Origin of the sequence: Pseudobutyrivibrio ruminis HUN009 (genome assembly GCF_000703005.1) — a bacterium.
GTDB lineage: Bacteria > Bacillota > Clostridia > Lachnospirales > Lachnospiraceae > Pseudobutyrivibrio > Pseudobutyrivibrio ruminis_A.
The window spans coordinates 2362098-2388515 of sequence record NZ_JNLH01000001.1; the positions used below are offsets into that span (position 1 = coordinate 2362098).

The 26418-nt window shown below is 38.7% G+C and carries 24 protein-coding genes and 1 tRNA gene; 3 read left to right on the top strand and 22 right to left on the bottom strand.

Annotated elements, in window-relative coordinates; translation table 11 throughout:
* Window positions 1–11: 11 nt before the first annotated feature.
* The 9 genes from BO15_RS0110760 to BO15_RS0110795 all read right to left on the bottom strand — a co-directional run bounded on the left by BO15_RS0110760 (window position 12) and on the right by BO15_RS0110795 (window position 5930).
* Window positions 12–1403, bottom strand: a complete 1392-nt coding sequence (locus BO15_RS0110760) for a GntP family permease (protein WP_033154318.1) — start codon at window positions 1401–1403, stop codon at window positions 12–14.
* Window positions 1404–1526: 123 nt separating this feature from the next.
* Entirely contained in the window at window positions 1527–2669 is a 1143-nt protein-coding gene (locus BO15_RS0110765; protein ID WP_033154319.1) for a CdaR family transcriptional regulator, read from the bottom strand.
* Between the two features lie 126 nt (window positions 2670–2795).
* A complete protein-coding gene (locus BO15_RS0110770) occupies window positions 2796–3107 on the bottom strand; it encodes a glutaredoxin (RefSeq protein ID WP_033154320.1) in 312 nt (103 codons plus the stop codon).
* 100 nt (window positions 3108–3207) lie between these two features.
* A complete protein-coding gene (locus BO15_RS0110775) occupies window positions 3208–3435 on the bottom strand; it encodes a hypothetical protein (protein ID WP_033154321.1) in 228 nt (75 codons plus the stop codon).
* Window positions 3435–3917 carry a DUF3990 domain-containing protein gene (locus tag BO15_RS0110780; RefSeq protein ID WP_033154322.1) on the bottom strand — a complete coding sequence of 161 codons (483 nt, stop codon included), beginning with the start codon at window positions 3915–3917 and terminating at the stop codon, window positions 3435–3437. Before BO15_RS0110780 ends, BO15_RS0110775 begins: the two co-directional genes overlap by 1 nt.
* Window positions 3914–4129: a DUF3791 domain-containing protein gene (locus BO15_RS0110785; RefSeq protein ID WP_033154323.1), complete on the bottom strand. Its 216-nt coding sequence runs from the start codon at window positions 4127–4129 to the stop codon at window positions 3914–3916. The genes BO15_RS0110780 and BO15_RS0110785 overlap by 4 nt, the downstream gene beginning before the upstream one ends.
* Window positions 4130–5132: 1003 nt before the next feature.
* The gene (locus BO15_RS13935; protein ID WP_420329330.1) at window positions 5133–5306 is read right to left on the bottom strand and encodes a DUF6434 domain-containing protein; all 174 of its coding nucleotides are present in this window, start codon (window positions 5304–5306) and stop codon (window positions 5133–5135) included.
* Window positions 5263–5484, bottom strand: coding sequence for a hypothetical protein (locus BO15_RS13940; RefSeq protein ID WP_420329328.1), 222 nt, complete (start codon window positions 5482–5484; stop codon window positions 5263–5265). Before BO15_RS13940 ends, BO15_RS13935 begins: the two co-directional genes overlap by 44 nt.
* The gene (locus BO15_RS0110795; RefSeq protein WP_052169895.1) at window positions 5421–5930 is read right to left on the bottom strand and encodes a GNAT family N-acetyltransferase; all 510 of its coding nucleotides are present in this window, start codon (window positions 5928–5930) and stop codon (window positions 5421–5423) included. The genes BO15_RS13940 and BO15_RS0110795 overlap by 64 nt, the downstream gene beginning before the upstream one ends.
* Before the next feature lie 240 nt (window positions 5931–6170).
* Between BO15_RS0110795 and BO15_RS0110800 the strand changes: the two genes are divergently transcribed.
* On the top strand, window positions 6171–6971 hold the full coding sequence (locus BO15_RS0110800; RefSeq protein ID WP_033154324.1) for a hypothetical protein: 801 nt from the start codon (window positions 6171–6173) through the stop codon (window positions 6969–6971).
* 737 nt (window positions 6972–7708) lie between these two features.
* Here the strand turns inward: BO15_RS0110800 and BO15_RS13325 are convergent.
* From BO15_RS13325 to BO15_RS0110840, 8 genes are all read right to left on the bottom strand, one after another.
* Entirely contained in the window at window positions 7709–8116 is a 408-nt protein-coding gene (locus tag BO15_RS13325) for a PBECR2 nuclease fold domain-containing protein (protein WP_052169896.1), read from the bottom strand.
* 1159 nt (window positions 8117–9275) lie between these two features.
* Window positions 9276–10199, bottom strand: coding sequence for a homoserine O-acetyltransferase MetA (metA, locus tag BO15_RS0110810; protein WP_033154325.1), 924 nt, complete (start codon window positions 10197–10199; stop codon window positions 9276–9278).
* Window positions 10200–10267: 68 nt separating this feature from the next.
* Window positions 10268–11947 carry a GGDEF domain-containing protein gene (locus BO15_RS0110815; protein WP_033154326.1) on the bottom strand — a complete coding sequence of 560 codons (1680 nt, stop codon included), beginning with the start codon at window positions 11945–11947 and terminating at the stop codon, window positions 10268–10270.
* Entirely contained in the window at window positions 11940–13655 is a 1716-nt protein-coding gene (locus BO15_RS0110820; RefSeq protein ID WP_033154327.1) for a GGDEF domain-containing protein, read from the bottom strand. Before BO15_RS0110820 ends, BO15_RS0110815 begins: the two co-directional genes overlap by 8 nt.
* 52 nt (window positions 13656–13707) lie before the next feature.
* Entirely contained in the window at window positions 13708–15711 is a 2004-nt protein-coding gene (gene ligA, locus BO15_RS0110825; RefSeq protein WP_033154328.1) for an NAD-dependent DNA ligase LigA, read from the bottom strand.
* Between the two features lie 18 nt (window positions 15712–15729).
* Window positions 15730–16464, bottom strand: coding sequence for a pseudouridine synthase (locus BO15_RS0110830; RefSeq protein WP_033154329.1), 735 nt, complete (start codon window positions 16462–16464; stop codon window positions 15730–15732).
* 55 nt (window positions 16465–16519) lie between these two features.
* Window positions 16520–17791, bottom strand: coding sequence for an SH3 domain-containing protein (locus BO15_RS0110835; RefSeq protein WP_033154330.1), 1272 nt, complete (start codon window positions 17789–17791; stop codon window positions 16520–16522).
* A gap of 35 nt (window positions 17792–17826) precedes the next feature.
* Window positions 17827–17900 (bottom strand) — tRNA-Arg (locus BO15_RS0110840).
* A 128-nt stretch (window positions 17901–18028) separates the two neighbouring features.
* Here BO15_RS0110840 and BO15_RS0110845 point away from each other — a divergent pair.
* Together BO15_RS0110845 and BO15_RS0110850 are read left to right on the top strand one after the other, a co-directional pair.
* A complete protein-coding gene (locus BO15_RS0110845; protein WP_033154331.1) occupies window positions 18029–18883 on the top strand; it encodes a shikimate dehydrogenase in 855 nt (284 codons plus the stop codon).
* A 23-nt stretch (window positions 18884–18906) separates the two neighbouring features.
* Window positions 18907–19938, top strand: a complete 1032-nt coding sequence (locus tag BO15_RS0110850; RefSeq protein WP_033154332.1) for a 3-deoxy-7-phosphoheptulonate synthase — start codon at window positions 18907–18909, stop codon at window positions 19936–19938.
* 40 nt (window positions 19939–19978) lie between these two features.
* Here BO15_RS0110850 and BO15_RS0110855 read toward each other — a convergent pair whose 3' ends face one another.
* The 5 genes from BO15_RS0110855 to BO15_RS0110875 form a co-directional block, all read right to left on the bottom strand.
* Window positions 19979–22084 carry a DUF2339 domain-containing protein gene (locus tag BO15_RS0110855; protein WP_033154333.1) on the bottom strand — a complete coding sequence of 702 codons (2106 nt, stop codon included), beginning with the start codon at window positions 22082–22084 and terminating at the stop codon, window positions 19979–19981.
* 231 nt (window positions 22085–22315) lie between these two features.
* The gene (locus BO15_RS0110860) at window positions 22316–23371 is read right to left on the bottom strand and encodes a hypothetical protein (RefSeq protein WP_033154334.1); all 1056 of its coding nucleotides are present in this window, start codon (window positions 23369–23371) and stop codon (window positions 22316–22318) included.
* A gap of 64 nt (window positions 23372–23435) precedes the next feature.
* On the bottom strand, window positions 23436–23975 hold the full coding sequence (locus BO15_RS0110865; protein ID WP_081828646.1) for an NUDIX hydrolase: 540 nt from the start codon (window positions 23973–23975) through the stop codon (window positions 23436–23438).
* Between the two features lie 149 nt (window positions 23976–24124).
* A complete protein-coding gene (gene rny / locus BO15_RS0110870; RefSeq protein WP_033154335.1) occupies window positions 24125–25663 on the bottom strand; it encodes a ribonuclease Y in 1539 nt (512 codons plus the stop codon).
* 160 nt (window positions 25664–25823) lie between these two features.
* On the bottom strand, window positions 25824–26417 hold the full coding sequence (locus BO15_RS0110875; protein WP_052169897.1) for a regulatory protein RecX: 594 nt from the start codon (window positions 26415–26417) through the stop codon (window positions 25824–25826).
* Window position 26418 lies beyond the last annotated feature (1 nt).

Here is a 26418-nt window from a genome sequence, read left to right on the forward strand (position 1 = left end):
CGGTCATATTATTAATGTATGAATAGGCTAAGAATAGCTATTTCAATAATAGCTGCGATACCCATAACAAGTGATGCTACTGTCCAGGTCTTGTAACCTCTTTCAGGAGTCATCTCACCAAAGTTTGTAACAACCCAATAGTAAGAATCGTTAGCATGCGATACTGTCATAGCACCTGCTCCGATTGCCATACATACAAGTGTTATCTGTGCTGGTGTAGTAAATCCAAGCACTGGAAGAAGTGGAGCTACAATACCAGCTGTTGTTGTAAGTGCTACTGTAGATGATCCCTGAGCACTCTTTAAGATAGCTGAAAGTAAGAATGGGAAAAAGATGCCCATTGCTGAAAGTACTGTTGCATGCTCTGAAATGTAGTTAACCATATCAGAAGAAGCGATAACTTTACCAAGTACACCACCAGCAGCTGTAATGAAAAGAATAGGACCAACTGTCTTTAAAGTATCATTTACGATGTCATAAAACTCATCAATCTTTTTAGCTCCGCAAAGCTGAATAACAGCAAAGATTGTACCAACTGCAAGAGCGATAATAGGTGTTCCTAAGAACTTGCAGATGTTAGCACCAGCGCCTGTTACCTTAGCCATTGTAACAATTGAAGATAATGCCATAAGGATGATAGGAACGATAATAGGTGCAAGAGCTGAGAATCCATTTGGAAGCTTACCATACTCAGCAACTAATTCTTCGTATGTTTTGCTAACAGCATTTGTATCGAATTCATCATCAGCTTTAACCTTCTTGCCAATGAATGTAGCATAGAAATATGCTGCAATAAGTGGACAGATTGAACATACTAAACCAAGTCCAATTACAAGAAGTAAATTGTCACCAATTCCAAGTGTATTTGCTGCAGCAATTGGACCTGGTGTAGGAGGTATAAATACGTGTGATGTAAATAGACCAGCTGCAAGACCAACTGTCATTGCAACAGACGATGAAGCTGTTCTCTTTACTAAAGCTTTACGGATAGGGTTTAAGATTACAAATCCTGAATCACAGAATACTGGGATTGAAACAACCCAACCCATAAGCTCCATAGCAAGTACAGGATGATTCTTGCCTACAATCTTAATTACTATGTCAGCAAGTTTTAAAGCTGCACCTGTTTTCTCCAAGATACTTCCTATTAAAGCACCAAGGATAATAACAATACCAATAGATGTGAATGTGCCAGAGAAGCCCTGACCAATTACAGTAGCTATACCAGCCTTTGTTGTTCCGTCCTCTAATGTGACATCAACAATAGGAATACCCGCTAACAGACCTAATACCAAAGAGATGCACATAATTGAAATAAATGGGTGAATCTTGAATTTTGAGATCATAACAATCATTAATACGATTGCCAAAATAAAGATGATTATTAACGGAAATCCAGTCATGGAACCGCCCTCCCTTCTTAAAGCATTTATAAGATACTTTTATGATAAGGGAGGGCGTTATAGAATTTAATGTACTATCATTACAAAAAGAGCATTGATTTTTTGTGTTGAGAACACAACACATTATATATTGTATTTGTTCCTCTTCCTATACAAATAGGTGTAGAAACTCTCCAAAAAGCTTCTATCAGAAGCTTTAGCCACTGGATCTATATCCATCAATTCCTTGTATTTATTGTATCGATATACCAATGTATTCTTATGTATGAATAACTCCTGGGCTGCTTTATTAAAGTTAAAGTTATTTCTAATTAAAGCTCCAACTGTCTCTATGAAATCATCTATCTTTCCTTCCGGGAATTTGCTTTCAAAGATATAAAACATATTTGCCATATCTCTCATTGGAGTAATGAAATGCAAATACTCTCCTACATGATCATAGAAGAAGACAGAGCTTCCCTCTGTTTTTATATATTCCTGTAACCATCTGCAATGTCTGTATGCATAGTAATACCGCGCATAAGAATCTTGGAAACTGCCAATATAAAACTTCGCCTGAGTATCATTTTCTTTCATCCACCTAAGAACTGGGCTTAAATACTCTCCAACTATGTATTTGTAATCAGAGAATAATTCGCTAACTGTGTCAGGCATAGTCTTAAATATGATAACTCTCTTTTCATCAAGAGCCAAAGAAACATCTTTTAGAGTATGATAAGGACTCTTTTTAAGATGTACTAAAAAATCAGATGCATTAACCCCATCCATAATAGCTAAGATAGGAATTCTTATTCTCTCTTCAGGATAGCCAAGTTCCTCAGCCAACTCACGTATTTCCTGCGAATCTGCATACTCAACCTCAGTTAACATATGGATAAAACGTTCTTTTCGATTTTCACGTAGTCTAGCTTTTTCTTGCTGCTTTTCATAGCGAAGCATAGACTGAATTGCCATCTTTACAATCATTGCTACAGGTCTGACTTCCTCTGGCTCTCCAGTAAGACCAACTACTCCCTCTCGCCTTCCATCCATCTCAATTACCATGTTTATGCCTGGAAGAACGTTTGGAAACTGCTCAATGGTTGTAGTATCAACTATATCCTCTTCCCCATGAACAATCCTGTAAGCAATCTCGTGATACTGCCCCACTCGCTCACTGTTTCTGCTTGCTATTATTACACCATCCTCATCCATAATGTTTACATTATATGAAGTGTATTCTGTTACCTGTTCAATAAACTTTTCCGCTAAAAGCTTACTAATCATGTCCCTTCTCCCTTTCCATCATCCTATACCTAAATATGCTTACAGAAATTCCAGTTGATGGGATTAAGCTTGATTATGTTTTCCTAAAAAACACTAAGAACTGCCACGTATTATTCTGCCATTTAACTAGCAACCTTTTTTGCCAGCTTTATGATCCTCGATAGAGCAAGAAGATGTACCATCGTATTCAACAAGTCCTGCATCTGCTGGGTCAAGACTGATTCTTCCATCCTCAAATACAAAACATGGAATTCCTATATCTCCTATTTCCTTTGAATGGTCAAACTCAGGTCTGTTATCTCTCATATCCATAAACTCATGCATATTTTGAACATGCTGACCTATATCTATATATTGAAACTGATCTTCCTTTCCCTGAATCTGTGGCTGCAGAAAGTCACAGTAAGGGCATGTGTGCATTCCGTATATCTTAATCATAGTATGTCCTCCTAATTAAAAAATTTATAAATGCATTATACACTTAATTGGGTAAAATAAAAAATGCCCTGATTGCTCAGGGCAAAATAATATATCTTATTTACTTATCAAAAAGCTCCGGTTCTGTCTCTTTCAATATGTCCGCAAGAACCTTATAATCCAAGTATTGTATTCCCTCATTACCTTGATTTATTTTATTAGAAAGTTTGCTCCCATAATATATAGCCATGGCTTTCTCTAAAGAAATATTATTTTCATCAGCTATATAAGAAATCAGCCTTTCTTCTAAGCTTTCCTGATATACTTGTTCCAGTACTCTATCATCCATTATTTTACCTCATAAGAACAATTAAAAGTCAACAGACTATCTATAGCTTTTTGAGAAATAAAAGCTATCTGATCATAAGTTTCATATACCTTAATTTCTTTTAAAGCTCTATCTCTATCCCAAATGCCTTGATGATACATATCCACTACTCTAAAAACTTTATCATCAGCTACTTTTCCCATAATGATATCATATTGTTTGTATTCTTCAGCTCCATCACGGCAAGCACAAACAAAATCTATCCATTCAGTCAAATCATCAGGAAAAGTCTTAATTATAAAACTATCAGTGCCTTCTTTCATATCATAACAGTTGACAACAGCCACATCCTTATCGAAAATATCAGCTTTTCTTTTAGCCCATTTTTCTGCCTGTTCCTTAACTGTGGTAATATAAAAACCTTTACCAAAATCCAAAGGTCTATAAGAATGATTGATATCTGGCTTTTCAATTACATCTATTCCACCATGGTAGACAATCATATTTTCACTCCTCTTGCATTCAAATAATCTGTAATGTCATCGATAACATATGACGTACTTTGCGTGTGAATAATATCAAAGTGCTTTACCAAATAATTATTAATACAATCAACACTACTAAGTAATGAATAAACTTCAGAAGGAAGTTTTCCCCATTTATTAGCACAAGCATGAATCATATATATTACAAATGAAAATGATTCCTGATTCATATTACTAATCTCCTCTACCTAGTTTCAACTATATACTAATAATAGTATAACAGATTAATCTGTAAAATAAAAAAATGCATCGTACCTTCTACAGGTTATTTTGAACTTAATGACATTATCACTGTACAAAAATATTTTCAAATTTGGCCTCATACAGTTTTTTTCTCTATAATTATAATAATCACTGTACTATCAGTTATTAGACCGTTATTAGAAGCTAAAAAATCTATCCAATATTGCTAAAACAGAAGTTATCTAATACATTTATACAGTTATTATCGCATCATCATTAAGAATAACTGTATGTACACATTTCCTATTACAGTGATTTTTTCACTTATTCCCATAAACACTGTATATACAGAATTCTGGCTGAAATAGGAAGAGACTTCTGCCGTTTCCGACAGAAGTCTCCATAACTAAATTGTGCCGTCAGTGTCGGCACAATTAATCTTTATTTCTCACTAATCTTATTCCACTCATAAGGAGTGTTCTGATACACGTAATAACCATGTACTTTGAAATTTCAACTCCTCATAAACACTGGCTTTTCGCTGAGGTATTTTTTCATTTAGCCTGAAATACCCTCGCCAAATCAACTGATTTTTCTAGCCCTATGAGGTACACTAATTTTGCAACACCATGTTGCAAAATTTTCACTTTATAGTTCTTTATCCTTTAAGGCTTTTACTTATTATGCCCAGATTGTGGGGGCAATGTCCCCACAATCTGGGCATAATAATAGACCAAAAATTCTAGGCGTCCCAATAGTCGCTGATCTATGAAAAAACTTTATAATCGCTTTTTATCAATACCTAAAAAATGGCGGGAAATTCTTCCCGCCTACGGTGATCCAAAGAGCTCTCGCCCAGATCACTATTATAGTACCATAATATTTAAGCAGTGCAAACAACTCAAAATCTTTCTGCATTTGCAATTTGCATTTTCTGCACATTTCTATTTTATAAAATCATGTTGTTACACCATTATCTACTTAATACATCTAGGTCAGAATCCTCATATCTATTTTGCCCTGGTAAACTCTTTTTGTATTTCCAACATTTGCTTTTAGCCATTTCTGAAACTGTACATTAAAAGAAAATGTTTTACCAATTTTTTCCTTGAAAAAGGCTCTATGCTTTTCTGAACAAACTATATTTTGTGATTGTATCTTCAGTTATTACACCTACGTCAATAGAGTACCTCTTTGTCTTAGTTACCTTCTTAACTTTTCCAATCTCAAGATAATAAGCAATTCTATCAGTAAGCTCTACCTTTCCTCCTATTGTTGCTAAAAACTTTTTATAAACAACTCCATATCCACACAATTCCAGATGCCGATTGGCATCTGGCACTCTCTTCTTGCATACTCCGTAAACCCTATCGCTTCATAACAATGCCTTGCGCTCTCATTATTCTCGAATACGCCCAGGTCAATTCTTGTGGCAGTCATATTTTCCTTTACATACTCTATTCCAAGCTTGAGCAGCTCTTTTCCGTATCCCTTTCCCCGAAACTCAGGACTCACAATTACAAAACCAAATCGAACAGAACTGTCATCGTCATCTCTCGGATACCTTATGATGAAATGTCCAATAATATCCTCATTATCATCCACTGCAGTGAGAGGAATGAATCTCCCCGTTTCAAGCTGAGAGGCATAATTATCATTAATATCTTCGCCTGAAAGCGGATACTTATTATATCTGTCAGCAGACCATTTGTATAATTCCTCCTCCGATCTGAGCCACCCGGTTATTATCTGAGCATCTTCTTTTTTGAAATCTCTCAATATCATCATTATCTACCCTCCATCCTCCTGAATTTATTTTATTAAATATTTACGAAATAAACAATGCGGGGGCATTTGCAGCCTGCGATGAGACCTTTGCAGCAATATGTAAAGTAACTATAATAATCTACATATATCATAATTTGGTTCTTGATTAAGCATAAATCTTGTTATATATTTTTGTTGTTTTTCAAATGCTCATTCGAGTGATAACTCCCTGATTTTACTATTAATTTAGAAAGGATATTAATGAACAAAACTTCATCACAAGAGCAAAGAATTGACGATTTAAAATCTGAGCTAGCTAAAATTACCAAGGAACTTTCCAAAGCCCCTAATGGGTCACTTAATGCGGTTAAAACTTCAAATGGTTTCAAATATTTTCAAATAGAAAAGAACCATGGAACTGTAAAAAGAACCTACATCAAAAAAGAAAAGATTGCATTAGCAACTGCCCTTGCCAAGAAGCGATATAACAAGGTTCGCAAGCAAGAAATTGAAAATGAGATAGCATCAATTAAACTAAAATTAGATAGAACTCCAAAAATCTCTTCAACAGATCTACTCTATAACATTCCAGGCTATAGTAATCTTCTTCAGGCCTTGCTAAATCCCAATTACATAAAACAGCAGAAATGGCTATCACAACCTTATATACATAATGACAAACACCAGGAAACACTTCGATTTAAAACATCTGCTGGAATTACCGTAAGATCTAAATCAGAGACGCTTATAGTTCGTGGATTATCAGATTATAGTATTCCATTTAAATATGAATGTGGGCTCGAGATTAATGGAACTATATATTTCCCAGATTTTACAATATATAAGGCTTCTGAAGACATTGAATTAATCTGGGAACACTTTGGAATGATGGACAATACTGAATATCGATTCAATGCAATGAACAAACTTAATAGTTATATCAACAAAGGCTATGTTCCAGGCCATAATCTGATATGTACCTTTGAAACTATTAATTCACCACTTACCGAAGATATTATTAAAAGAACAATTGAAGCTTACCTGCTGGACAAAAAGGTATAACCATCTATCATTATTGCTCTTAGTTATACCTTTTTGACTTCAATCCATTGTCTCATTACCCACTATAAGGTATAACCTTCCATAAATTCCTATGCCAGTTATACCTTTTTGACTTCATATTAGTCCCTCATAAATAATAAAAGGGTATAACTACCTCCCATATCAGCCCAAGATTATACCTTCAAAGAAAAAAGAGCCCTAAAAAACGCCGATTTGTTAACAAAGATCAAATTCATTTTTCACTATTATATCGTATTTACGAAATAAATTAAAAACTTCTGCCGTTTCCGACAGAAGTCTTCATAACTAAATTGTGCCGTCAGTGTCGGCACAATTCAATCTTTATTTCTCACTAATCTTATTCCACTCATAAGGAGTATTCTGGTACACGTAATAACACGGGCGCAAATTTTTCAAAGCCGCTCCTCCAGCGGGCTAAAAGGGCTTTTCCAAAACCGCGCTCCATTGCGCTCCATTTGTAAGTAGATGGAGCCATTAATTATGATCAAAACACCATTTTTGACATAATAATAGACCAGTTAGTCTGGGCGGCACCAGAGTTCTGGCCTATATAAACCACTTATAAATATCAAAAGGACCCTGATTTCTCAGAGTCCTCTGCGTTCTAAAAGATATTTGGCTACCGTCGCCTCTGTAGCATCTCTTTTGACCCATAGGGTGTGTGGTTGCAACGAAATTTACCACCTCAAATATCTCTTATTTGTATGAATATTGTATCAAGATTTCTCTTTTTTGTAAAGAACCTGCTTATTCCTCAAATAGCTTTGTAATCGTTTGTCACTGATTTTCCATCCAGAAATAATAGAATTAGCTAATTGCCCATTCTGCGAATCTGTACATATCTTTAAAACAATAAATGTATGCTGGTCAGGTTTTTCACTAGATTCAATCTTCTTTATAACAAGTCCAGTGTTTTCATGCTTACTGTCACTAATAATAAAATCTGGACTAATTATAGTATCCTTAAGTTCTATAAGAACGTCATTATATGCATCTGGATGATGATCTGCTATATGAATAACTGACTTGTTTGTTAAAACGACCCTATCTGTGTCAATATTCTCTGTGATGCATTTATATATATTTATATCTAAAGCGCATAATTCTTTAACTTCTAAGTCCACAGCAATTCATCCTCCACTTAATTACCGAACTAATATTACCATAGATACAGTTGTTTGAAAAATTATATTTTCCATTTCTGTGCATTTAAAACATAATCGACACGGTTATTTATATCTATTGACAGTTACTATATATGCCTTCAGTCAGTGGGCACCTGATCCTTGGCATAAAAATAGACCAGTACTTCTGGGCTCCACCAGAGTCGCTGGTCTATGTATATTTCTTCAGTTTTGCTCTCTAGAAAATCAAGCAACTCATCATATGTCTTGAACGGTTTATCCATAATTTCCCTATAAATAACGAAAGGCCCCCTCAGGAGCCTTCCGGACCAGAGGCTTCACAAGTTTCTCCAGTACGTTCACTAATAAAGATATTAGCATCATTGAAACAAATCGTCAATATCTCTCTTAAAGCTCTCGTCAACCGATTGTTCATCCTCATCTATTTGCTCATAATATTCATTTAGAGCTTGTAAAGCTTCATCTTTTTTATCGTCCATAACACCTATTATCCTTAACATTTAAAATGGGAATGCATATGCCGTAGCAATGTACATCCCCATTCAGTGGTTGATTTTTCCGTTGTCTGCCAACCTCCAGCACCTATGTCTGGAAAATATCAGGTTTTTCCGTTGCCTGCCAACCTCCAGCACCTATGTCTGGAAAAAGTATCAGATTTTAGGTGTCAACCCACCAAGGCATACGCCTTTCTTACTTACATAATATATCGGATTACTTCAAAAAAACAATATACATCTTTTCAAGTATAGATATCTTGCCTTATGAAGTTCATATAAGATAATTAACCAATAATTCACTTACGCCCCACTTTAAATTATCTATCACAACACAACGAAAGATAGCGGGCTGGACAGACTTGCTGTGATAAAAAAAATGAAAATTTACACTAGATTTTATCACATGAAGTCTCGGAAGCCGCATGCTGTCGTTGGTTTGTGATAAAAATTTGAGGATTTTGACTGATTTTTATCACAAGAAGTCTCAGCAGCCCCTTGTCTTCGTTCACTTGTGATAAATCCTAAGTCAAATCAGACAAAATTTATCACAGCCCAATGGAAGATAGCGGGCTGACAGGCTTCTTGTGATAAATCAAAAGTGCCGAAACCAAAAGGCAGCGGCACTTAAATCAATTCATTCTTTATTTCTCGCTAATCTTATTCCACTCGTAAGGGGTGTTCTGATATACGTAATAATTCAACCAGTTCGAATACAAGATATTCCCGTGGCTTCGCCACTGTAGCAGAGGCTTCTGCTCCGGATCGTCGTCTGGGTAATAATTTTCAGGCATTGCAATTTCAAGGCCTTTGCCCAAATCGCGCTTGTATTCGCTGTCTAGTGTGTAGCGGTCGTACTCTGGGTGGCCCATCACGAAGATGTTGCTTCCATCCTTAGACATGCACAGGAATACCCCGGCTTCCTCGCTCTTTGCGCACACTACCAAATCCTCGCATGCTTCGATATCCTCGGTGCGCACGCCAGTGTGACGGCTGTGTGGTGCATAGAAAACATCGTCAAAGCCACGCACAAGTGGTATCTTGCGATTCAATACTCGGTGTGGGAATACGCCAAATTTCTTTTCGTCCAAATCGTATTTATCGATGCCGTATCTGTAGTAAAGCCCCGCCTGGCATCCCCAGCACAGATGCAGAGTGGATGTCACATGTGTCTTTGTCCACTCAAAGATTTTGCACATCTCATCCCAGTATTCCACCTCTTCAAAAGGCATCTGCTCCAGTGGTGCGCCTGTGATGATAAGTCCATCGAAATATCTGTCATACACATCTTCTATCTTTTCATAGAAGTTGTTCAGATGAGTCTTGCTTGTGTTTTTGCTTTCGTGACTTCCTACTGTAAGGAAAGTCACATCCACCTGCAAAGGTGTGTTTGAAAGAGAACGTAACAACTGAAGCTCTGTGGCTTCTTTTAATGGCATCAGATTAAGAATCCCAATACTGATAGGTCTGATGTCCTGGTGGGTAGATCGATTTTCGTCCATGACGAAAATATTCTCATGCTCAAGTATTGCCTTTGCAGGTAAATCGTTTTGTGTTCTGATTGGCATACCTATTATTCTCCTCTGTTATTATAAAAAAATCCTTCTCAATTTATAATTTCTAATAATAACACAACCTACCTTCTTGTGCCATGCATCAATTGTTTATTCTTGTACATTCTTTCATCTGCAAGCAGATATACCGCATTGGCATCCTTGCCCTCGCATTCGTGGCGATACGCATATCCGATAGCTGCACTTCGATTGATGATTGGGTCCTTTTCGTTGAGCGTTGCAAGTGCATGCTTCATTCCATCTATCAAATAATCCACCTGTGACATGCTCTCTCCGGTAAGGATAACCACAAACTCATCTCCACCGATTCGTGCTATAAATCCATCATTTCCAAAGCATTTCTCCAGCTCGCCACCAAATTCAAAGAGATATTTATCTCCCATCAAATGCCCCTGATTGTCATTGATTTCCTTCAATCCATTTAAATCAATGCTGATAATACAATAATCATCTGTCTTTTCCGAAATGCTTTTAATGTATTTCTCATATTTAGATCTATTTGCTATGCCTGTAAGCTCGTCGGCATATGCCAAATGCGCCAGAGATTCGTACTCTTTCTTTCTAGCGATTGACTCTGAAATGAAAATATTGTAGTTCACCAAAGTTGCAAATACCATGCTGATGGCTCCCAGAGGCACAGCTTTTTTCGAAAGCATTATCTGCTTTGAATATCCCAGCACTTCCATGTAGTAGAAGAAAATATTAAAGATAAAGGATATGGCCAGCATAGCCTGTCCCATAATCTGTATGTACTGTGTCTGTGTTATCAGATTTGAGCCTGCATCCTTAACTAAAATCATTACAAACATGAATACAATCAGGACCATAGCATCTATCTGATAAATAAACAGATACTGATTAATGTGAGCAATTCCAACAAAATGCAATCCTATCAAAACCAAAGGAATGATTGCTCCAATTGTTAAGAAAAACTGGAACAAAGTCTTATGAAGGTAATTTCTCATAGACCCCATTACCAAATACATCAGCGGTACAACCATATACAAAGAAATGTATTCTATCTCTGTCTGATGACCATTTGTCTCCACAAACAAATCTAAAAGTCTGAACTGAGCCAAAAGCCATATTCCCAGGGCTATAAACACAAGTGAAGAATACATCTGCATGTTTATCTCTGGCATATCACTTCGAAATCCCAAGCCTACAGCAAAAAACATAAGTCCAAATATTACAAGAAAAGCCGCCGACATAAAAATAAATATATTATTATAAATACTATATAAAAGCAATGTATAATAGCCTGCCAAGGCCGGAGCTTCAAAGTAATTGTAGGCTCCATCCTCAGTAACCAACAGTGAAATGGAAATATCCACCGGCCTATCTGTGTTAGGAAGGCTTACGAAATTATTCTCACAACCTATAAACTTTCCATTCTTATAGGAATCTAGAAATTCATGTTCTACTTCTAGGGTGCTGGAGTACAAAATCCAAGCGCTGAATCTGGACTCAAACATAATAGTAGGTGACACAAACTTGTTCACCTCTACGCTAGGATGCACCATATGTATCACATCCCCTTTGTGAGTCCCGTTGCCAATTATTTTTCTTAAATCTGACAATGCCACATTTTCATAAATGGTGTCGTTGTAATAAACTCTCCACCCCTCATCTAACACAACAACGCTGTCGTAATTATGAGGCTTCAAGAAGAAATGGCCCACCAACATCAACATTAAAAATGTTCCCATGGCTACGCCTAGACATAAAATCTTTTTACCCATGGTGAGCCTCCTTCATCTTATACATACGCTGGTCAGCAAGATAAAATACATCCTGATATCTGCCACTCTTCACCTCGTGATTAAATGCAAATCCTGCTGATGCCGAAAGTGTGAATTCATCATTTACACTATTAAACTCAGCCATCTCCCGATTCATTTCATCTATACATTTTTTGCATAACAGCTCATTAGCGCTTTGGAATACAACGAGGAATTCATCACCGCCAGTTCTGGCTATTATGCCTGCAGACTTGAAGGATTTTTTCAGGATATTGGCAAATGTTTTAAGCATCCTATCACCAGCCATATGGCCCATATTATCATTAACGTACTTTAGTCGGTCCAAATCGATACTTACTATTCCATAGTTTCCTCGCAGAGCGCTATAAAACTCACTTAGGGCCGCTCTATTCATCAGTCCTGTAAGAGCATCCGTATATGCCAAGCCTTCTAATTGTCCCTTGATGCGATTTGCACTGATGTGATTAACGCTGTTCATGAAGTAATAGATAAAGTGACACATGATAAAAAACAGCATGCCCAGCTCAAGGAAATTAATAGAAGTAAATAGTCCTGTATGGGAAATATACTCACTTTCATTAACCTTAACGCTAGGCTTAGTTCCAATTTCGATAAGTGACATTACCATCATTATTATGAAACCGATAAACAGATATATTTCAGCGTCCATTCCTACGCTTATATCACTATCCGCATGTTCTCTTCTGTAAACTACCAGGTTTTTAATAAGAGATGGCAGAATTATAAACATTTCGACAATATCAAGTACACCCACAGCATTTAAAAAATGGTTAACATGTACAATATTAGAGATATGCAAAATCCATATAACAATAGGGAAAATTATATTAACAACAGCAATTACACGTATCTTATTTTGAATATTATGACTATGAATAGAATAGATCAGCATACTAAATCCCAATGGAATCAAGTAAAAGGAAGTATACTCTACCATAGAGAAAAACATCTCTCGATTGCCTATAAAACAAAAGATGTCATTTCTGGCAAATATATATACTCCTAGCAAATTTGCAAAAATTGCTCCTACCAGAATTTCGATATCATTCTTTCTTGTAATCAGCAAATAAACCCACAATGCAAAAATAATGCAGGAATACATCACAAGAAAGGCACCAATGAAAATAGATATTCTGTGGTGACTGTAAAATGTCTTTATTAAATCGCTCTTTTGGCCGTAAAAAACAGGCATAAACCTTCTGATGGAATTATTCTCTGTAAAGGTATACACAATAATAAGCTTATGAACTCCAGGTTTTGTATCAAGAGTCACAATATTATACTTCTTTGGCACAAAGCTTCCTGTTTTCAGGTACTCTCTGCCATATGTATAAATCAATTCATCATCCAAATACACATCCACTGTGTTGAGCTTGCTGAGAAACATAAGGGTTGTGCCTTGTTTTTCCACTGAAATTTCATTTTCAGTGATAATAGTCTCTCCTCGCTTGCTTTCGCCTATATAGTAATCGCCTAAGTTTATATCACGCCGAACTTCAACCCCACGAAAAACAGACCAGCCTTCATCGATAGGACTGATCTTGGATTCTGAATTCACTGTGAATCTAGAGCTTCCAAATACTAAAAGCACAACTGTTACGAATGCTAATAGCAATGGAAGCACCAGGTATTTTTTCAAATCATTAAAACGGGATAAATCTAACATACACACATTATAGTATCCATATGTGTTTTATTTATAGATAAATGGTTACCATTTAACTATTTAACATGGAAATTAACTCTTCCTCACTTATAACATTTACCCCCAAAGCATTGGCTTTATCAAGCTTGCTGCCTGCAGCCTCGCCTGCCAATACATAATTAGTCTTTTTAGAAACAGAGCCAGAGCACTTACCGCCGTTGAGCTCGATAAGCTCCTGAGCTTCTTTTCTGCCCATAGTAGGCAAAGTACCGGTGATAACAAATGTAAGTCCTGCAAACTTATCACTTGCGCCTTCCTTTTCCTCTTCTACCATGTTTACGCCAGCTGCCTTCAGACGATTAATAATATCGATATTCACATCATCGTGAAGATAATCATAAATAGAATTAGCGCTAATTTCACCGATATCGTTTACCTGAATAAGCTCCTCTACTGTAAGGCTCATAATCTTTTCAATGTCCTTAAATTGGGAAAGAAGGGCCTTAGCAGCTGCCTTTCCAACATTAGGAATACCAAAGCCTGTAAACAATCTGTAGGCGTCGTTGCTCTTTGCTGCCTCGATTGCTCCAAGAAGCTTGTCTGTGTTCTTTTCCTTGCCGATGATTCCCTTTTCGATAAGCTCATCCCTCTTATCCTTGAGGGCAAATACATCTGCAATATCCTTTATATATTCCTGGCTGACAAGGTCCTCAATATAAACCTCGCCAAATCCCTTGATATCCATAGCATCTCTTGATACGAAATTGATGATATGGCGAACCAACTGAGCTGGGCAACTTGGGTTCAAACACTTCATATCTGCTGTGTCAGCATCCCTGGAAACAGGACCACCGCATACAGGACACACATTTGGAATCTTGTAAGTAACTGTGCCTTCTGGACGCTTTGAGTGAACCACTTCCTTTATCTTTGGAATGATTTCGCCAGATTTGTAAACTACTATCGTATCTCCGATACCGATATCCAAATCATCGATGAAATCCTGATTGTGAAGAGTGGCGCGGCTAACTGTTGTACCGCATAAACGAATTGGCTCAAAAATAGCTGTAGGGTTAACACGGCCTGTTCTACCAACTGAAAGCTCCACATCAAGAAGCTTTGTCTCCTTTTCCTCTGGTGGGTACTTGTAGGCGATATGGCCGTTAGTGTATTTAGCACTGGTAGAAAAATCATTACGGTAAGAAACCTGATCAATCTTTACAACTGCGCCATCAATATCAAATGGGAACTGTCCTCTTAAATCACCGATTTCATCAATTACAGCAAGGACTTCCTCTGCTGTTTCACACTTTTTATGGAAGACAGTGGCAACACCTGCCTTTTCAAGTATATCCATGCCGTCGCAGTGGCTCTTTGTAAGCTCCTCTGGCCCCTGCTGTACGTTGAATACAAACATCTTTAATCCACGTTCCTTGGTGATGTTTGCATCAAGCTGACGAAGTGTACCGGCCGCCAAATTACGTGGATTGGCAGCAAGCTTTCCACCATTAAGCTCCTGAGTGGCATTGTATCTATCGAAATCCTCGTGAGACATATAAACCTCGCCGCGAAGCTGAAGGCTATCATATGGCAAATCAAGATATTGATTAACATCTGGGATAACTAATGCATTTGCGGTAACATCCTCGCCGATAAGTCCATCACCACGAGTCTCTCCCATCTTGAGCTTTAGCTTGCCCTTTGAATCCTTTTCGTAGCGAAGAGTCATGCTAAGGCCGTCGATTTTGGCCTCCACACTAAACTTAGCATCAGGATGTACCGCCTTTACCTTTGCAATCCAGGCTATTACATCAGCCTTGTCAAAAACATCCTCTATAGAAAGCATTGGCACATCGTGAGTAACCTTTACACCAGCTTCACGCATGGCAACGCCACCAATCTTTTGAGAAGGTGAATCAGGTGTCACCCATTCCGGATGCTCTGCCTCGGCTGCCTTGAGCTTTTGCATCAGCTGATCATACTCAAAATCGCTGATTTCTGGCTCGTTTTGATTGTAGTATCTATCCATGTGATAATCGATTTCATCGATTAATTTCTTGTATTCATTAAGTTCCATTATTCTACCCCTTTTACCTTAGTTTCTAGAGCCTTCAAGCATTTTGTAGAGCACCTTTAGCTCTGCTTCCGTAACGTCTCTGTAGGTGTCCTCCTGAAGGTCCTTTAGCTCGATATTCATAATACGAACGCGCTTGAGGCTTCGAACCCTGTAGCCAAGCATTTGACACATGCGACGAATCTGTCGATTCAGTCCTTGAGTCAAAATGATTTTGAATGTCCTTTTGGAAAGCTTTTCAACCTGACACTTTCTGGTGGTCACTTCCAGCTCATCCAAATATACGCCAGCCGACATTTTCTTAATAAAATCACTGTCTATATCCTTATCAACAGTAACAATATATTCCTTTTCATGAGCATTAGCCGCTCTCATAATCTTGTTTACTAAATCACCCTGATTTGTAAGAAGAATCAGACCGTTGCTATCCTTGTCCAAACGGCCAATAGGATAAATGCGCTCTGGATAATTGATGTGGTCGATGATATTGTTCTTTTCGCGCTTTTCTGCTGTGCAAACAATCCCAACAGGCTTGTTGTAGGCGATAAGCACCGGCTTTTTATCTGCGTTTGAAACTGGCTTGCCATCGAAAACCACATCATCATCTGGCCCTATGCGCATGCCCATTTCTGCAGGCTTGCCATTTACAAGAACTCGCCCCTCCTCTATTGCCTTGTCCGCCGCTCGCCTGCTACATACCCCGGCATCGCTCAAATATTTATTTAATCTAATACTCTCTTCCAAGTATGCCTCCATAATACAATGGAGACCAAAAAACTTGGTCTCCATTAAAATTAATCATTAATCTGAATTACTCTTGTAAAAGGTCTGTTCTGATGTAGCCTTCTTTCTTTCCATACTTAACCTTTGTCCAGCCTTCGGCATAGCTCATAACTACCTCTACCTCTTCGCCTGCATAAGCAACTGCAACCTTTGATGCAGATGAATCCATTGCTGAACGAATATTTACTGTAGATGTAAGAGTGACTTTATCACCAGCTGTAAGTGCTGCAGCGTTTGTTGTCTCTTCCTCGTCTGTGTCCTCTGTATCCTCTGTTGTCTCTTCCTCTGCGTCGCCTACATTAACCGCATCCTTTGTGATGTACGCCTTTGTTCCGTTGTAATCAAACTTGTAGAAGTCTCCCTCCTCACCGTAGATAGTGATTTCGGTACCACTTTCAAGAGAACCAAGCTTATCGCTGCTAGCATCTGCTGCTGAGCGAACATTTGCCTTTGCATTTGTAGTGCCTGTGTAAGAGTTTGCTTCCTCTTCAGCTTCTGCTGCTGCCTGTGCCTCGGCCTCTGCAGCTGCTGCCGCTTCTTCCTCTGCCTTTGCAGCTTCCTCAGCTGCTGCCGCTTCCTGAGCAGTGTAATCTGTGTTCCACTGGATGATAGCTGCTGGCAATGTATCTGACATAAGTGCTGAAAGATTTTCATCACTTTCAAGTGCTGACTCGTATGCCTCATCAACCTCTGCCTTTAAATCAAGCAAATCCTGCTGACGAATGTAAACTGCAATAAGATCAGAGATTTCTGTATCCATCTCGTAAATGTTGTTGTTCTGGTTGAATGAACCGTAAATGTTGTTGATGTAAAGCTTTCCATCTTCGTTTGTTTCAACATAGAAGAAATCAAGGCCAGGAGCTGCTGTATCGATGTCGTTGTACTTGAGCTCAACCTCTGTAGTTACGAGATAAGAATTATCTGTGAGGCCTGGCTTTGTGTAAATCTGAACATCGTTGAAGCTCTCGATGTACTGGCTATAGAAAGCAATGTAGCTGATTTCCTGATCACTAACAGGTGTTGCAAGAGTGGCAAGTGTGTCTGTATCGCCCTCTGCGTATGCTGTGTAGTAATTATTAATAAGAGTAGTCAGCTCTGAATTATTATTCTTTTTGAAGCTCTTATAAACTCCCGATGTGGATTTGCTATCACCACCGCCACTGCTAGTTCCAAGGAAAAGAACCAACGCCATGACGATGAAAATTCCACCTGCTAAAAAGTATCTTTTATAATTAATGATAAAATCCTTTGAAATATCAATTATATTTTTAAGTTTTGTTTTTAAATCTTGTAAGTTCATGTGCCCTCCATGCTGCAAATAGTTTGCCGAACAACTGTAGACGGCCGGATTCGAACCGGCGGTCTTCGGAGTCGGAGTCCGATGCGTTATCCAGCTACGCTACGCCTACGTATTTACTTGCCGATTTATTTTAACACAACTTACAAACTAAATACACCTTTCGTCAAAAATTTATGTACTTTAGTTGATAAAAGTGATAAAGTATATGAAAAATCTTACACAAGGAGGTAACTGTATATGAATCCTACAGGTTCTACTAATTTAATTTGTTTACTCGGCAGTCCAGTTTCACACAGCATCTCACCAGCGATGCATAATACAGCCTTTGATGCTTTAGGGCTTGATTTTTCATATATGGCCTTTGATGTAAGTAAGGAAGATTTGCCTACAGCTGTTGAGGGTTTGAAAAAAATCAACTGCTGTAATTTCAATCTCACAATGCCTTTAAAAACTGCTATCATCCCACTTCTGGATGAAATCGATGAAGCAGCTGAACTGGCTCAATCAGTAAACACCTGCGTTTGTCAGGATGGCAAATTAGTAGGCTACACCACAGATGGCATTGGCTTTCTTCAATCTATGAAGGATTGTGGAATCAAATACACTGGTACTACTATCACTATTCTTGGTGCTGGTGGCGCTGCCACTTCTATCATCACACAGGCGGCCATGGAAGGTGTGGAAAAGATTAATATCTTCAAAAGAAAAAACGCATCTTTCCAGAAGGTTGTAGATTTTGCAGACCGACTTACAAAATCTACCAACTGCGATCTTTTCGTTTACGACATGGAAGACATGGATATTCTCAACTTTTCTCTTCAAGAAAGTGATATCCTTATAAATAGTACAAATGTTGGTATGGGCGACGACGACCGTTCCCTTGTTCCAAAGGAATTTCTTCATCCTGGACTTACAGTTTGCGATGTAATTTATCATCCTGCTGAAACCAGACTTTTAAAGGATGCAAAAGCCTGCGGTTGCAAGACAATGAATGGCAAATACATGCTTCTATACCAAGGGGCTGCAGCCTTTAAGCTTTGGACTGGCAAGGATATGCCAATCGACTTAATTAAAGAGACATGTTTTGACTAAATCTATAGAAGTGAGGGAAAATAATGAGTTTCAATTATCTTAAGAAAATGCCTACTCCAGAGGAAATCAAGGAGATGCTTCCTGTTCCACCAAAGGTCCAGGAAATCAAAAAGCAACGTGACAAAGAAGTGACCGACATAATCACTGGAAAAGATGACCGTTTTCTCTGCATAATTGGTCCATGCTCTGCTGATAATGAGGACGCCGTTTGCGAATACATCGAAAAGCTAGCACGAGTTGCTGAGGATATAAAAGACAGAGTTTTGGTAGTTCCTAGAATCTACACCAACAAGCCGCGTACCACAGGCAGCGGCTACAAAGGAATCGCTTCTCAGCCTGACCCAAATGAAGCCCCTGATATGGTGGCAGGCCTCATTGCAATGAGAAAGATGCATATCCGTGCCATGACAGAATCAGAGCTCACTCCTGCTGATGAAATGCTCTACCCTGAAAACTGGGGCTATGTAGATGATCTTCTTTCCTACGTGGCAATCGGTGCCCGCTCAGTTGAGGATCAGCATCATCGTCTCACTGTTTCAGGCTTCGACGTAGCATCGGGAATGAAGAATCCTACATCTGGCGATTTCTCTGTAATGCTAAATTCCGTATATGCGGCCCAGCATCCACATCACTTCACCTTCTCTGGATACGAAGTAACCACTACAGGAAATCCACTAGCCCACACAATCCTCCGCGGTGCCGTATCAAAGCACGGCAATAGCGTGCAAAACTACCACTACGAAGACTTAATCAGACTTCACAACATGTACGAAAAGATGGATCTTGTTAATCCTGCATGTATCATCGATGCCAACCACTCAAATTCAAACAAGCAGTACAAAGAGCAGATTCGTATCGTGAAGGAAGTAATGCACAATCGAAATCATTCGGAAGATATCAAGAATCTTGTTAAGGGTGTCATGATAGAAAGCTACCTCATCGAAGGTTGCCAGCCTATCTCCGACCACCAGACATATGGCCAGTCAATCACAGACCCTTGCCTTGGTTGGGAAGACACACGTCATCTTCTTTATACAATTGCAGAACGCAACTAAAACAAAAACTCAAGTCAGATTAATCCGACTTGAGTTTTCTTTATTGAATCTCTTGCTTATCCAGTCTGTTGTAAATATAACTGATTCCAAAGCAAAGGAATCCGCAAATCAAAAATCCCACTGCTCTAAGCAGCAAATCCTCATAGTTCACATCAATCAACACAAGCTTCACAATGCTTGCAATTGAAAGCACCAGGCCGTACAGTCTCATGGACTTGTACTTCATCCTGAATCCCAGGATAATCGATGCCAGCGCTATCACGAGGAATGCCACGCTTAGCATGATGCCATATGATTCATATGCAAGCAAGAACATCAAGCATACATAGGTATATTTGAAAGCAACATATGCCCCAGCCCATTTGTAATTATCCAGCAGGCTCTTTACATTGATTGATACCAATGTAGTAATCAATAGGCCGTAGAGAATTGCAAATGGCGATTTTGTAAATATCATCATTTCGGTTGTGTAGAATACAACCAGGAAGACGTTAACAATATAGAACATGATATTGCAAGTCTTTTCATATGACACTTTAATAGCTGCAAATTTCTTTTTGTAAGCAAATATCTGCAGCGCTGTCATTATAATGCAGAATAATTCAAATGATCCAGAGATTTTATGAATATCATTGATTAAATGGATTGTATATGCAATCATTCCTATAATCCACAGGTAAAGCACATTATCATAAACCACATTAACATGCTCTTCTTTCTCGGTAATTCTCTCTGCTACTGCAAACGCAAACATTGTAACAACCAATATCAGTCCAAATATCGAATTATCAAATTCAGCAGCAATAATCAATATAATCATTGTTAGGCTGTAGAATCTGGCAACCAAATTGCGCTTGAATCTTGAATATACACATGCTCCTATCTCTATCAATACTGCAAGAATACCACCTATTACAGATAGGGATTCATGATCACAAACCACCATGTTGAAGTTTGCAATAAAAATAAATAATGCAAAAATAATTTCTGCTGTGTATGTAGCAATCTTTGCAGCTTCAAGCTTAACGAATCTATCAACAACAAAGAAATCGATAAGCGCAATTGTAAGTATTAGCAAATCTCCTATTCTCTCTGATTCCAGATTTCCAATGTACCCATTTAATGAATAGATCAACAAAAATTCCATTGGAAATAGTGTTAGGATTGTCTGAACTACAAAGGTAATGGTATGCTTTTCGTTTTCCAAAAATAAAAGCTGCACCAGTGATGAATACATAATTACCACAAGTGTGAATACTAATATTATTATGTCCACTGGATTTACTTCATTGCCACCAAATCCATAGACACCTGCCAGGTATTTGATTGTGACTAACGTAAATGCGATAATCGTTCCGCACCATGTGGAGAATGAACTCCAGTAGTTCTTCACCAATAGGTCATTTATAAAGAATGATACTTCCGCAAGTACAAGCATCACTAGCACTACCAGGCATTCATCCAAGGTATGCATTTGAATAGCACTAAATACTGCAGCTACAAATATTCCGGTCTGGCCGATTATGGTAAATACGAATGACTTCTTTCTGCCAAGGAAACACAACGCTGCCGCCCATAATACAAGCAGTACGTAAAGTGCAATGATGTTGATTGCTTCAAAGTAACCATAGGTCACAAACAGCGAAACAAAAACAGCACCTGTTCCACATCCTGTCAGAGACGTATTCCACTTGTTTACTCCCTTCTTTTTAGCATTCAGCTCTCCCGCTACTATAAAGGCTCCGCTGAAAATAAACATTGCTGCAATCTTCACAGCATCTCCCAACACTGGAATAATCCAAACAGCAAACATAACTATGGCTATGAATATAAGCAGTGATGCGCCAATGGCCATGCCATATTTCCCAATAAATGACTCCATGCTCTGCTTGGTAGGCTGCGCCTTCGCCTGTGTCCTGGCTGGCTGTGGCTGATAGTACTGCTGCGCTGGCTGTGGAGTTGGCTGTGGTGTTTGCTGCACTGGTGGAATATACTGATTGTAGTACTGCCCCGGGTGACTGTCCCGCATTATTGGCTGAGGTTGTGGCTGTGGCTTTACTGCTACAGCACTCTTCAGCTCCTTCACTTCAGCTTCAAGCTTCTGGACTCTGTCCTCCAGCTCCTGAATTCTTTGTAAATCTTCCATTTTGCTCCCTCTTAAAATTAAATTTTTATTCTTGCATTTAATTATCTGATATAGTAATATTTTTTCAGACAATGGTGTCAAAATAGAGTCCCTAAGCGGGGATTCTATTTTGGCACCATTTTTTCATATTCTGATTTGCTTGCCCACTTCAGAAATGAAAATGGCGTATACCTATTTGCTTGCCCACTTAGGTATGCGCCAGTTTTTTATATAAGCATCTCCCCTAAGAAGCTATCCTACTGCTTTCACATAAGCTTTATAATAAAGCTTTCTTACACTTACAGTCATGGCTTTGCTGTTAATTGGCAGCAGTTCTACCAAGCTATCAAACTCGTAGCCGCCCATCATGCCCATCACCTTGTCATTAATATCTTCTGAATCGATAACTTGTCTAAACTTATTACTGTATTCACCTATAGCTGCATATATTGCAATTGAGTTTATAAGCTTGCCAAAGACAGAATGAGCAAACACGCCTTCAATTGACGCAGCCTCTTCAATTCTGATCCACTTCAATCTAAAGACATAAAGCTTATCCTGGAAGCTCACAATATAGCTAGTCTTTAGACGAGCCAGCGTTCCTATTGCACCAAAGAACATAAGAAGCCCTGTCCAAAAGAAAACGACCATCAAAAACAGCATAAAATAGAACATGCCACTGTATGTTGAGCCAGCATAGCTGGTGTATTTAACACCAAACACCACTGTTCCAACCATAAGCGCAAATCCAAAGACAATCCTAAGATAATACCAAAGATACATTTTTCTTGTAGAGAATAGTTCCAACTTATCGCTATAGTGCTTTGCCGCAAAATTTGTAAACTCAGGCTTCTTGCCACGCTCAACATTCTTCTTTTCGATTTCTGCTTTCTTGCGAAGATTTTCCTGATACTTAGCAGCACGTTCTTCAGCAAGAATTGCTCGTTTCTCACGATTCTTAGCATCGATTTCATTTTGCTTTTCTAAGGCTTTTTTCTCCCTGGCTTCTCTAATGTCTGCAATCTTTTCTGATTTTTCCAGATTTCTTTCAATATCAATTTCATTAGGAAGTAGCTTAATACGAAGCTTGAATGCACACCAGATTGTAATCAATCCTATGACTGATATTACGCTATAAATACCTATCGTAAATGCGAAGTAATTGTTATTCCAAAGCCCCCATTTTAGATATAAAAAAGTCAGCACAGTATTGTAAGCTCCGAATAAAACAATTCCCACTCCAAGCAATCCTACTAAAAATATAAAAACTCGGTGAACCGCAGCTTTATTCTCATCTCTTTCATCCATATTTTTTCTCCATTATTCTAAAACTTAGAGAAGCATAAAGAGCTTTCCTAAATTAAGACTATTTCTAGTTCATTTTCGCTGCGTAGGCCATGATAGCTGCAACAGTCTTGGCATCCTGGAGCTTGCCTGAATAGCACATAACAAGAAGGTCTTCCAAATCATAAAGCTCTATTTCAATATCTTCAGCTTCATCCAAATGCTGCTCTCCAATTTCTTTCAAATCTGTAGCCAAATAAACATCAATAAATTCGTCGCAGAATGCTACTGTAGATTTAAGTGATAAAAGCTTTTCTAGCTTTCCTGCTCTGAATCCTGTCTCCTCCTCAAGCTCTCTGGCTGCGCAAATGCTGGTATCTTCATCTACTGAATCACGCTTTCCAGCTGGCACCTCAAGTGTGAATCTATCAAGTGCGTTTCTGTACTGGCGCACCATGATGATTTTGCCGCTAGGATGAATAGCCAATACGCAAGCTGCTCCCATTCTGTGGCTGACAAAATCCCACTTTTCTTCCTTTCCATTAGGAAGCCTAACAGTGTCCTCATAAATGTCCAGGATTGCCCCCTTATGTACTAGCTCTCTCTTTACTCTTTCAATTTTCTCCATAATCATTCTCCTTGTATTATATTCTCCCTGTTGCTTTTCATTATGGTAGTATTCTAATACTTTGTATTGATTAAATCAACCCCTAATTTAATGATTTTCCTAAAAATGGGTTCAAAAAAAGCGGGTGGATATCCACCCGCTAAGTTTTTTTACTTTGCGTAGTCTGTAACTCGTGATTCACGAATTACGTTAACCTTAATCTGTCCAGGATATTCGAGCTGTGATTCAATCTGCTTTGAAATATCCCTCGCCATGATGACCATATCGGCATCTGAAACCTGTTCAGGAACCACCATGATACGAATCTCTCTACCTGCTTGAATAGCAAAAGACTTTTCAACACCCTTAAAGCTGTTTGAAATTTCTTCAAGTTCTTTTAATCTGTTTGTATATGTCTCCATAGCCTCGCGTCTTGCACCTGGACGAGCTGCACTAATTGTATCAGCTGCCTGAACAATACAAGCTATAAGAGTTTCTGGCTCTACATCGCCATGATGTGCCTCAACAGCATTGATAACTGTTTGAGACTCTTTGTACTTGCGGCAAAGATCTGCTCCGAGCTGTACGTGAGTACCCTCCTGCTCTCTATCTACTGCCTTTCCAATATCATGCAACAAACCTGCACGCTTTGCTAATCTAACATCAAGACCAAGCTCTGCAGCAAGTAATCCTGATAACTGAGCAACCTCAATTGAATGCTTTAATACATTCTGACCGTAGCTGGTTCTAAATTTCATCTTTCCAAGAAGTCTAAGAAGCTCTGGGTGAATACCCTGAACACCAACCTCAAGTGCAGCTGCATCGCCTTCCTCGCGGATTTGCTGTTCTACTTCTTTCTTAGCCTTTTCTACTGTCTCCTCAATTCTAGCTGGATGAATACGTCCGTCTACAATGAGCTTCTCCAAAGCAATACGTGCAATCTCACGTCTTACTGGATCAAATGCAGATAAGATAACTGCTTCTGGTGTATCATCAATAATTAATTCTACGCCAGTCATAGTTTCAAGAGTACGAATGTTACGACCCTCTCTACCAATGATTCTTCCCTTCATCTCATCATTAGGAAGCTGTACTACTGAAATAGTAGTCTCTGCAACATGATCTGCTGAGCACTTCTGAATAGCACTAACGACTATTTCACGTGCCTTTTTATCAGCCTCATCCTTTGCCTGAGCTAAGCTTTCCTTAATAAGTTTTGCTGCGTCTAATTTGACATCTTCTTCTACAGATTTTAAAAGTTGTTCTTTTGCTTGTTCGGAGGTAAGTCCTGAGATTCTCTCTAGTTCCTGCACACGCTGCTGATTAAGCTTTGCAACTTCCTCGCGCTGCTTGTTAAGCTGTTGTTCCTGACGAGCGAATTCAGCCTCACGTTTTTCAACTGCATCGAGCTTTTTATCAAGGTTATCTTCTTTCTGAGATAATCTGTGCTCACTTCTCTGAATTTCTGCTCGGCGCTCACGGATTTCTTTATCGAGATCGTTCTTTTGTCTCATGGCATCTTCCTTTGCCTCGAGCATAGCCTCTCTCTTTTTAGCCTCCGCATTCTTAACTGCCTCATCAATGATTTCACGAGCCTTCTCCTCTGCAGAACCAATCTTGTTTCTGCCCTGTGTCTCATGAATCTTGTTTGAAACAGCAAGAGTGATAACAACTGCAACAACGGCAACGACAAGTGCAACAATAATCATCGTTACTGCGTTCACAGGAGCACCTCCTTATTTAATTTTCTAATTGGAATATAAAATAAAAGCTATAATGCCCTCATTTATAAACATCAACACATTTAGTTTAACTGTATAAATGGTCTATGTCAAGCATGTGTATACCATATATAGTGGAGCCTAGGGACTATTTTATCACCCTATTGATAGCATCTGATGAGAAACCTCTCCCCATTAAAAAGCGATAGATTTTGGCTCTGTCTTCGTAGGTGGCATTTTCCTTATCATAATGCTTTTTCTCAAGGAGACGCTCTATGAGCGCTGATTCATCCCCGGTGTACTCCTCTTCCAAAACTCTGTCGATAACATCGCTAGATATGCCCTTGCCAATTAAGTCCTGCTTGAGCCTCTGTTTGCTGCGGGAATCCTGATAAAAACGGATGTGGCTGGCAGCCATTCTGGCGTCATCCAAATAGCCATATTCATTGATGTAGTCGATAGCGATATCCACCACATCCTCTGAGTATCCGCCCTCACGAAGCTTATCCCTGAGATTTTTCTCGGAACGGTCCTGCTTTTCTAGAAGGTGAAGGGCACGCTTCTTGCAACGAGGAATGATGATTTCGGTAATGATTTCCTGGTATTTATCCTCCGGTAAATCCGCCCCTTCTTCGATACCGTAGCTTTCGTATTCTTTTTTATATAGAACAAAATCTGCCCCGCCAGCGAGACAGATTTTTGCTCTTCCCTTTGTTAATTTAACAAGAGATACTACTTCCATG